The sequence below is a fragment of the Falsiroseomonas sp. E2-1-a20 genome (assembly GCF_051433195.1).
Lineage (GTDB): Bacteria > Pseudomonadota > Alphaproteobacteria > Acetobacterales > Acetobacteraceae > Falsiroseomonas.
Genome location: NZ_JBHMFT010000081.1, coordinates 1 through 8,656, shown reverse-complemented (window position 1 = coordinate 8,656; position 8,656 = coordinate 1). Strand labels below are relative to the sequence as shown.

8 protein-coding genes and 1 pseudogene are annotated in these 8,656 nt (G+C 66.9%); 6 read left to right on the top strand and 3 right to left on the bottom strand.

Translation table 11 applies throughout. The annotated features are described in order from the left end of the window. The 3 genes and pseudogenes from ACFHPP_RS29620 to ACFHPP_RS29610 all read left to right on the top strand — a co-directional run. Positions 1–300, top strand: a 300-nt coding sequence (locus tag ACFHPP_RS29620; RefSeq protein ID WP_437166824.1) for a hypothetical protein, incomplete at its 5' end; no start/stop codon positions are given. Between the two features lie 827 nt (positions 301–1,127). Continuing rightward, entirely contained in the window at positions 1,128–2,003 is an 876-nt protein-coding gene (locus ACFHPP_RS29615; protein ID WP_437166823.1) for a YihY/virulence factor BrkB family protein, read from the top strand. A 157-nt stretch (positions 2,004–2,160) separates the two neighbouring features. Further along, positions 2,161–2,553: pseudogene (locus tag ACFHPP_RS29610) on the top strand (SDR family oxidoreductase); the annotation flags it as partial. A 245-nt stretch (positions 2,554–2,798) separates the two neighbouring features. Here ACFHPP_RS29610 and ACFHPP_RS29605 read toward each other — a convergent pair. Beyond that, positions 2,799–3,611: a hypothetical protein gene (locus ACFHPP_RS29605; protein WP_437166822.1), complete on the bottom strand. Its 813-nt coding sequence runs from the start codon at positions 3,609–3,611 to the stop codon at positions 2,799–2,801. Between the two features lie 352 nt (positions 3,612–3,963). Here ACFHPP_RS29605 and ACFHPP_RS29600 point away from each other — a divergent pair, with 352 nt between their 5' ends. Further along, positions 3,964–4,176, top strand: coding sequence for a hypothetical protein (locus ACFHPP_RS29600; protein ID WP_437166821.1), 213 nt, complete (start codon positions 3,964–3,966; stop codon positions 4,174–4,176). On the opposite strand, the gene ACFHPP_RS29595 is transcribed toward ACFHPP_RS29600, so the two are convergent. After that, a complete protein-coding gene (locus ACFHPP_RS29595; protein ID WP_437166820.1) occupies positions 4,134–4,643 on the bottom strand; it encodes a ferritin-like domain-containing protein in 510 nt (169 codons plus the stop codon). The two genes, ACFHPP_RS29600 and ACFHPP_RS29595, sit on opposite strands and share 43 nt — an antisense overlap. Positions 4,644–4,958: 315 nt before the next feature. On the opposite strand from ACFHPP_RS29595, the gene ACFHPP_RS29590 reads away from it, so the two are divergent. Both ACFHPP_RS29590 and ACFHPP_RS29585 read left to right on the top strand, forming a co-directional pair. Beyond that, on the top strand, positions 4,959–6,386 hold the full coding sequence (locus tag ACFHPP_RS29590; RefSeq protein ID WP_437166819.1) for an NAD(P)/FAD-dependent oxidoreductase: 1,428 nt from the start codon (positions 4,959–4,961) through the stop codon (positions 6,384–6,386). A 4-nt stretch (positions 6,387–6,390) separates the two neighbouring features. Beyond that, positions 6,391–6,975, top strand: coding sequence for a hypothetical protein (locus ACFHPP_RS29585; protein WP_437166818.1), 585 nt, complete (start codon positions 6,391–6,393; stop codon positions 6,973–6,975). 297 nt (positions 6,976–7,272) lie between these two features. Here the strand turns inward: ACFHPP_RS29585 and ACFHPP_RS29580 are convergent. Further along, positions 7,273–8,656, bottom strand: a 1,384-nt coding sequence (locus ACFHPP_RS29580; protein WP_437166817.1) for a hypothetical protein, incomplete at its 5' end; no start/stop codon positions are given.

Sequence of the window (8,656 nt, the reverse complement as noted above, 5' to 3'; positions counted from 1 at the left end):
GCGGCGCCGGCCGAGCTGTTGCGTGGCGACGATCTGACCGGCTTTGAGCCGAGCAGCGTGCGGCAGGCCTGGCTGTGCGCGGTGGAGGGCGGCGCCTCCGCCGCCGCCGCGCGCTACCTGCTACGCCGCCTCAAGCGCCGCTTCCCGGAGGCCGCAGTCGCGGCGCTGGTGGTGGGCGCGCCGGAGAACCGCCTGCCGGAGGCGCTGCGTGCAGAAGGCGCCGCCGCGGTGGAGCGGGAAGTGGGCGCCGCAGCGCAGGTGGCGCTACGGCTGCTGCCCGAGGTGGCTGGTACCGCGTAAAGGTGCCAGCGCCTCGAGGTGGCCGGTGCCAGCTGAACGAGCGGGGAGGCTGCGGCCGGGCGGAGGAGAGGGGGGCTCCCAGCGCGCAAACGCTGACAAGCTGGTGCCCGCCCCTTCTCGCCAATCTCGACGTCATAAGAATCCGGCAGGAGGCGCATTGACCAGGGGTTGCAGCAGCAGGAAGTAAGTCAATAAATCTAGGTGTAAGCCTGCCTTGCATGCTATCTTTGGTTGCAATGATAAAGCCGGTACCCATACTGGTTGTCCTCTCGCTGGCGCTTGTCGTCGTCGTCATTGCCCTCGTGGGTCTGGGCACGACCGCGGAACGCGTGGAGCAACTGCGGCCTTTTGACCTGCTATTTTGATACCAATGGGCCAAGTCCAGGTCAGCGACGACGCATCTGCGGAAGCAGCATGTGAGATCCCGATATCGGCGGTAACGTGGTCGACGCCTGCATCATTCGGCGCCGCGTAAGGCAAAAAGATTCGGTGCCGGCGGCACCCTGGCGGTGTGACTGCGTTGCGCCACCGAACGACAGAGGCCTTTGCGCATGCCGGACGATCAAGGAACCGCCCGCCAGGGCGGCGGATGGATGGTTGCAGCCGCGGCGCTGACCGGATTGCTGGCGGTAAATGCGAAGCGCGGCGGCCCGCAGCCTGTCCTTTCGCGGACCCGCCGCGATGCTGCGCGCCAACGGCGCGCGGGCCAGGACGGCAACGGGCGGCCCAACGCAACGGCGGGACGCGAGGCAGGTGGGCAAGAAGCCGGCGGGCGTGGCCGGAACGCCACCACGCCCTCAGAAATTCCGGGGCGTGGCTGGTGGCAGGTGGCGAAGCGCACGCTGTCCCAGGCCAGCGAGGATCGGCTGCTCACGGAAGCCGCCGGCATCACCTTTTACACGCTGCTGGCGCTGTTCCCGGCGATCGCGGCGCTGGTTTCGCTGTACGCGCTGGTGGCCGACCCGACCACGATCCAGGGGCATCTGGAAGCGCTCGGCGGTGTGGTCCCCGGCGGCGGCATGGACATCATCAACGAGCAGGTGAGCCGCGTGGCAGAGACCGCAAGCGGAACATTGGGCTTCGGTGCCATCGCCGGCCTGCTGGTCTCGCTGTGGTCCGCCAACCAGGCGGCAAAGGCGGTCTTCGACGCACTGAACGTGGTGTACGAGGAACAGGAAAAGCGGGGCTTCATCAAGCTGACGCTCACCACGTTAGCCTTCACCCTCGGCTTCATCGTCTTCGCCATCCTGACCATGGTGGCGGTGGTGGCACTGCCGGTGGTTCTGGGCTTCATCGGCCTGGGCGGGACCGTCGAGACCTTGCTGCGCTACGGCCGCTGGCCGCTCCTGCTGCTGCTCGTCTCCCTTGTCCTGGCGACGCTGTATCGCTGGGGTCCGAGCCGCGCGACGGCGCGCTGGCGCTGGGTGACCTGGGGCAGCGGCTTCGCGGCGCTCGCCTGGCTCGCTGTGTCCGCCGCCTTCTCCTGGTACGTCACCAATTTCGGCAGCTACAACGAAACCTATGGATCGCTCGGTGCTGTTATCGGCTTCATGACCTGGATCTGGATATCCTCCGCGGTGATCCTGGTCGGGGCCGAATTGAACGCCGAGATGGAACACCAGACCGCCCGCGATACCACCACCCACACGGAACGCCCGATGGGGCAGCGGCAGGCAAAGATGGCTGATACGGTAGCCAGCTAGGCACGGCAACGGAACGTAGAGGCTTAGCCAATAGTGCCCCGCGTCCGACCAGGTACAGGGCATGATTGAGCAAGATTGATATGCCTGAGCGTCGTTCATCTCGCCGAATCGGCATGATCAAGAGGGGCCAGGTAGCCTCTGGCGAGGCCATACTGCGTTGTTCCATTTGGCGAAGGCTGCCGTGCCGCACATGCGATCTGGGTCGTCCATCATTAACACGACCTCGATCCAGTCGGACAAGCCGAGCCCTATGCTCCTGGCCTACGCCTCAACGAAGGGTGCTGTTTCCAACTTCACCGCAGGCCTGGCCCAGATGCTGGGAAGTAGGGGGATCCGGGTGAATGCAGTCGCACCGGGCCCGATCTGGACCCCGCTGATTCCCTCCACCATGCCAGTCGAGAAGGTGAAGAGCTTCGGCGAGGACGCGCCGCTGGGTCGGGCTGGGCAGCCAAGGGAGTTGGCCGGCATCTACGTCCTGCTCGCCTCTGACGAGGCCAGCTACATGACAGGCGGCATCTACGCCGTCACTGGAGGCACACCGCTCTTGTAGCGGGTGCTCGTAAGGCGACGTCCTCAGTTTACGCGCCGCTTTGGCGCGGATTCCGCATGTGCCCGGGTCTGTAACCAGACTGCCTGACTAAACAGTCTGGTTCCGATCCGGTCTCTGGTCGCGCCACCTTGGAAGTTCTCGAGGCTTTCAGGAAACGCGGCCATGACCAAGCAGGGCGACATGCCGCGCCACAATGACCGACATAAATCACAACTGAATGCTTTATTCGCCGCGCTTCCGCTGCATCAGCAGTCTTGGCGCAGCCCGGCGGGATAGAAGCGTTTCCGCTGCACCCAGCGAAAGCCCTCGTGCTTCGTGATGGCCGCGATCTCAACCGCGCCGCCGACGCTCTTCGGCATGAAGACGGCAAAGCGGACAAAGCCGATTGTGGTCTCGACCAGGAAGCGCGCCAAGTCGATTGCGTCTTGGATCGGCATGGCCGGAACGGACAGCGTCGCGTAAAGGTCACCGACCAGTTCCTCCTGCAGCCGGCCGGCCTGCTCGGCCGGCAGGCCGTGCTTCACAAGCGCTCTACCGATGTCGAAGCCAAGGCCAAGGATCAGCCGGTTGAGCGCTTCATACTGGCCATCCCACATCACGCCGAAGGCGGTCTCCTCCATGATTTGTCGCGGCGGTGGGCAGTCCTGCCCTGTCATGCTCACCTCCCAGACCTCAGCGAGCGACCGACCTGCGGAGTACCCGCAGAGGCGAAGCTGAAGGTTGATCGGCTCCAGGCAAGGCGCCGCCTTCTCCTCGAACAGGAATGTCCGCAGACGTCCGACGACCTGCTCCAGCGTGTAACTCGCGGGGTCAAGTCGCCAGTCGGCATATGCCGGGTCGCACCCGGCGAAGCGCCGCCGCAGGTCCTTCAGCAGGGTTTCGACGGACTCGTTGCCAATGCCGCCTGCACCAGTCGACATCGCGCCGAGGGGCAGCCCCTTGCAGAGGTTCGTAATCTTGTTCGCGTGGGTATAAATTTGGCCGCTGCCCATGGTGCCGGCGCTGTCGGCCGCCATGACAATGCCGTCGTTGATCTTCACGGAAACAATGATCGTCACGGCTAATGTCCTTTGCCCTTGTCGGGACGAGACGACAAGCATGCCGCGCCGGTTGGGCCCGCCCTGTGGTTGGGGCAGGCGGCTAGAACGCCGATGTGCCTCGGCACGGCTTGCAACTGCTATAGTCAGGCCGAAGCGGCGCGCGAGAAGGCCCCATGGCTGCGCGCGCTGTTCATCACCGGCTATGCGGGGACGTCGCTGCCGCCAGGGGTCAAGGCGAGCGAGGCGGCCTCAGCCTGAAAAACCCGCCTGATGCCTGACCGCCCCGGTGCGCAGTTCCACGCCCACCCAAACGCCGGCCTGCCGCTTCCGGCGCTTCCCGGTGCCGCCCATCTCCGCCAGGAGGACCGGCTTGACGGCCGCGGATACGCTGGCCCGGCTGTGCTGCCAGGGCTGCGGCGCCCGGCCGAAGATTGTCCTGCTGGTGCGGGACCGCCTCAACGCCGGCGGGGACAGCCTCGCCCTATGGATCGAGGCCGACGCCTGGCGGCTGACCGGCAGGCGCCTGGCTTCAGCCGAGCATCACACGCCCGCTTTCGCGCCCTGGGCGCGCAGCTGCGCGTAGCGCCGGACGGTGGCGTCAAGGTTGTCCTCGCACCACTGCGCCATCCGCTCCTCCTCGCGCAGCGACAGGTCGAGCGGCGCATTAGCGGCGCTGTGTCCGGCGAGTTCGGCGAGGGTGATGAGGGACTTGTAGGACGCGATCTCGAAATGCTCGAAGGCGTAGTTCGCCAGGGTGTTCTTCAGTACCTCGTCCGGCATCACGGCATGGCCGATCGCGGCCATGTTACCCATGAAGCCGGTCGCCATGTCCTTGATCGTGGAGTGCGAGGTGCCGAGGCTCGACAGCAGCTCGTCCAGGCGATCGCGCTGCACCTCACTTTCACGGATGTGGCGGCGCAGCGCCTGCTCCATCTCGGGATAGTTCTCCAGCCGCTCGACCTGACGGGACAGGATCTGGATGGCCTGCGTCTCGAGCGCACGAGCGTTAACCAGCCCGTCGACATAGACCTCGCGATAGTTCTGCTGCATGGCGTTCTCCGATCGGTTGGGAGCACCGGAAGCCTGTGGCCTCTCCGCGCCTAGGCGCTCTGCCCGTCGTGGATGGCTGCGCGCTGGCGTATTCCGGCAGCGATGCAACGCCGGGACGCGCGAAAGTTAGTGGCGGCCACGGAACACAAGGACGAGACGCGGAGCGTTCCGTAGGTGCCCGCCTGAAAAACGCCCGAAGCGCCCGTGTGAGAGGTCCACCGACGGTCCAGACACCCCCCGGAACCCGGCCTCACCCACTGGGGTGTCATGTCGCCTGTCGCCTTGCGTGGCATGGGACTTTGCCTGCGGGCAACCTTGACGGACAAGGTCGCGTTGCTGGAGCAGCACGTGCCGGACGAGCCGCCATGCGACCTCCTGCCGCAGACCACCTGCGCGATCCAGAGCCCTCCCATGGCTGAACGCCAGCTCCGCGTGCTTATCCTCGGCGCAGGCTTTGGCGGCCTGGAAGCGGCGCGGGCGCTGGCACGCGCGCCGGTGGATGTGACGCTCATCGACCGTCACAACCACCATCTGTTCCAGCCGCTGCTTTACCAGGTCGCAACCGCCGCTCTGTCCCCCGGCGACATCGCCTGGCCCATCCGGGCCATCTTCCGACGCCAGCGCAACGTCCGCGTCTTGATGGCCGAGGTTACCGGCGTGGACCGCACCGCCCGGACCGTGCAGGCCACCGGTGGTCTGGTGCTGCCCTATGATGTGCTGGTGCTGGCGACCGGCGCCACGCACTCCTACTTCGGCCATGACGAATGGGCCTCTGTAGCCCCGGGTCTCAAGACCATCGCGGATGCAACCGCCATCCGCCGTCGCCTGCTGCTGGCCTTTGAACGCGCGGAGGCCTCGTCCGACGAGGCGGAGCGGCGCCGGCTGCTGACCTTCGTGGTGATCGGCGGCGGCCCCACGGGCGTCGAGCTTGCAGGCGCCATGGTGGAACTGGCCCGCCAGGCCATGCCGCACGACTTTCGCGCCATCGACCCGCGCATGGCGCGTGTCGTGCTGATCGAGGCCGGGCCGCGCCTGTTGCCAACCTTCCCGGAGGAGCTGGGCGCTTATGCCCTACGATCGCTGGAACGGATGGGGGTGCAGGTTCTGACCGGCACGCGGGTCACACGCTGCGATGCCGCCGGAGTGCAATGTGGCGAGGAGCGGATCGCCGCCAGCACGACGGTCTGGGCCGCAGGCGTCGTGGCTTCGCCCGCGGCAGGTTGGGTCGAGGCGGAGCGGGATCGCGCCGGACGCATCAAGGTGGCGCCCAACCTTTCGTTGTCCGGGACGCGCGATATCTACGTTGTCGGCGACCTCGCCGCGGCCCTGGACGCAACCGGCCACCCGGTACCCGGCAATGCGCCGGCAGCGAAGCAGATGGGCCGCTACGTCGGCAGGGTGATTGCGGCCCGCGCGGGCGGAAAGCCGGCGCCGCCGACATTCGCCTACCGCCATCACGGTGACCTCGCCACCATCGGCCGGCGATCCGCCGTGGTGGCGTTGGATGGCGTCCACCTGACTGGGCTGGTTGGCTGGTGGTTCTGGGGCATCGCGCATGTCTGGTACCTCATCGGCTTCCGCAGCCGCATCGTCGTCTCCTTCGAATGGCTGTGGAGCTACCTCACCTTCCAACGCGGTGCGCGCCTCATTACCGGCGAGGGCACGGAGGCGCCGGCTTCCACCGCCGTCCCGCTGCCACCGGCCAATGATTTCGTGACGGTCGACCGGCAGCGCCGGGCCTGACGCCATGCCGCTCTCGCTCACCTGGGCGGGTGTCGGCGGGCGGCAGCGCCAGGCGAGACCGGCCCAATTGCGGGCCGCGCACGGGTTGTGGCACGTGACGCAGCCAAGGGCCGACGGCCGCGTGGAACTCTGCTACGGCCGCTTCGACGCCGAAGGGCTGCTGCCGGGCCTGCCGCTGCCGATCGGCCTGTTCGACGCCTTGGCCGAGGCGATGCTGGCGGTGGAGATGCACGAGGCCGCCGTGGTCAACCCGAGCCTGCTGCCCTTCGTGGCATCGCCCTGGCGCCTGCTGGGGCCAGATGGCGACTTCGTGCTGGAGCCGGAGCCCGAGGGTCTTGCGTTGCGGCTGGAGCAGGTGGAGCCGCGGCTGGTCGCGCGCCTGCTGCAGTCGCACCCCGCCGAGGCCTCCCGCTACACCGCCGCGGAGCGGCCACCTGGTATCGCGGATGCCGCGGCGCTGGACGCGTTCATCCTGCGCCGCATCGCCATGCTGCGCCGAAGGCGCACGGATATCCCGGCCGAACAGCCGCTGACAGTGGCGGAAGTCGCGAGCTGGCGCGGGTTGCGCGACGCGCCCACGCCGGGCTGAGCTATTTTTCCTGCGCGCCGAGCGACCCGGCACCGCCCTCGGCGGGCGACCCCGTCCGCGCCTAGTTTCAATCGGCACGCAAACGGGGGCTCCGCGGGCCTGCGGCGCTTGGCCCGGGTTGCCGCATAAGGAAGCGATATGGTGCAGGGCCAGCTGTCATGACGCTTCGACCGTTAAGACTAGGTTCTGATACCCATCCGGTAGGCTCCGAACTTCCGGCGCAGCTGTGCTTACCCGCCTCCATAGGGTCATGACAGTGCCGGGCGCACTGCGCGGCACCACACGGGCGCGCCAGGTTCAGGAAAGCCAACTTAAGTCGACAAGCCGCTCCCGCTCCCCCATCAGGAAGCGGTCGCCTATGTCGCCGCGCCAGCGCAGCTCAGGCGCTACAACGTTGCGCGCACGCTCCGCGGCCACACGCTGTGCGTCCTGCACCGTGGGGCCGATGCCGGTGACGATCATGGCGTGACCCGAACGCCGGCGGACAAGCAACTGGCCTTGCACGTCCTTCCGGACATCCACGAGGTGATGGAAACGCAGCTCCGCGTCCTCGGGCTGCCGCAGAAAGAACAGCGGCACGTCGTCGGCCGGACCTGCATCAGCGTCCACGGCGGGGAAGGGTGGGACCGTCAGCACGTTTGCAACAGACCAGCCAGGAGTCGTCGCGAAGCCGGCAGCGCCGCCCTCCGCCATGCGAAGAAACAGATCTCCCCAGCCGTCCCGCTGCATCGCCGCTAGCACGGCGAAACCAGGGTTGCCGAAACGGCAGGTGAATTCCAGGGGCAGCGGACCGCGCTCCTCCACTATCAGATTGAGGTTCACGTATCCGACATGCCCGGCGGCTGCGAGTTGCGGCGCCACCCGGCCAAGCGTTGCCTCAAACAATGTCTCGGCGCCTTCGTAACTTGCCAGCGTCCCCATCTCACCGGTCATCTCGCCCATCTCGCCGGGAAAGAAGCGCTTATGCTCGAAGTCAATGCAGGCAGGCTGCAGGAAGCGCCGACCATCGAAATAGGCGCCAATGCCGACCTCCACGCCGTCCAGCCTCTCCTGCAACAGCACGCGGCCCTCGGGCGCGCGGCGCAACATGAACGCCAGGTCGAGGCCGTCGGGATGCTCACCGACAAAAGTCGGACGGCGGCTGTCGTCAAATTTCAGCACGTGCCGCCCTGGGTTGCGGGACAGCCAATCCAAGGCCTGGCGTGGCCGCTCGAAGGCGCGGCTGGTGGCGACGGGGAGGCCGAGATCCTGCAGGACCGCCTGGCCGAAGGCGCGGTCATTCTCCAGCCGATCGCCGAAGGCGCTGCCGCCGATAACGCGGTAGCCGTCGGCGCGCAGTGCATCCTGGATGGTGCCACGGTCCGCGCGCTCAAACAGGATCAGGCCGGCGCGCCCGACCCAATCGAGTTCCGCCCGCCAGTCGGGGACTGTTTCGATGATCCCGTCAAAGGCGCGTTCTTCCGGAGAATCCTCGGCATGCACCCGCACTTCATGGCCCTCCCGCATTAGGGAGAGGTAGATGTCGCCAAGATAGACGCGTGGGCCGATTGCCAGAACGTGCATCACAATCCCTCTGTCCCAGCCTCCATCAATCAACGCCATAGCTTGTTCCGCGTTGCCAACTGGAACGGCGATGCCGGCCTGGCGCTTTGTGCCCGGCAAGCGGAGACAGCAGAAGGTC

Bases quoted from the DNA above. Each gene is read 5' to 3' on its own strand.
- ACFHPP_RS29595 (WP_437166820.1), bottom strand. From the start codon at position 4,643: ATGCAGCAGAACTATCGCGAGGTCTATGTCGACGGGCTGGTTAACGCT.
- ACFHPP_RS29585 (WP_437166818.1), top strand. From the start codon at position 6,391: ATGCCGCTCTCGCTCACCTGGGCGGGTGTCGGCGGGCGGCAGCGCCAG.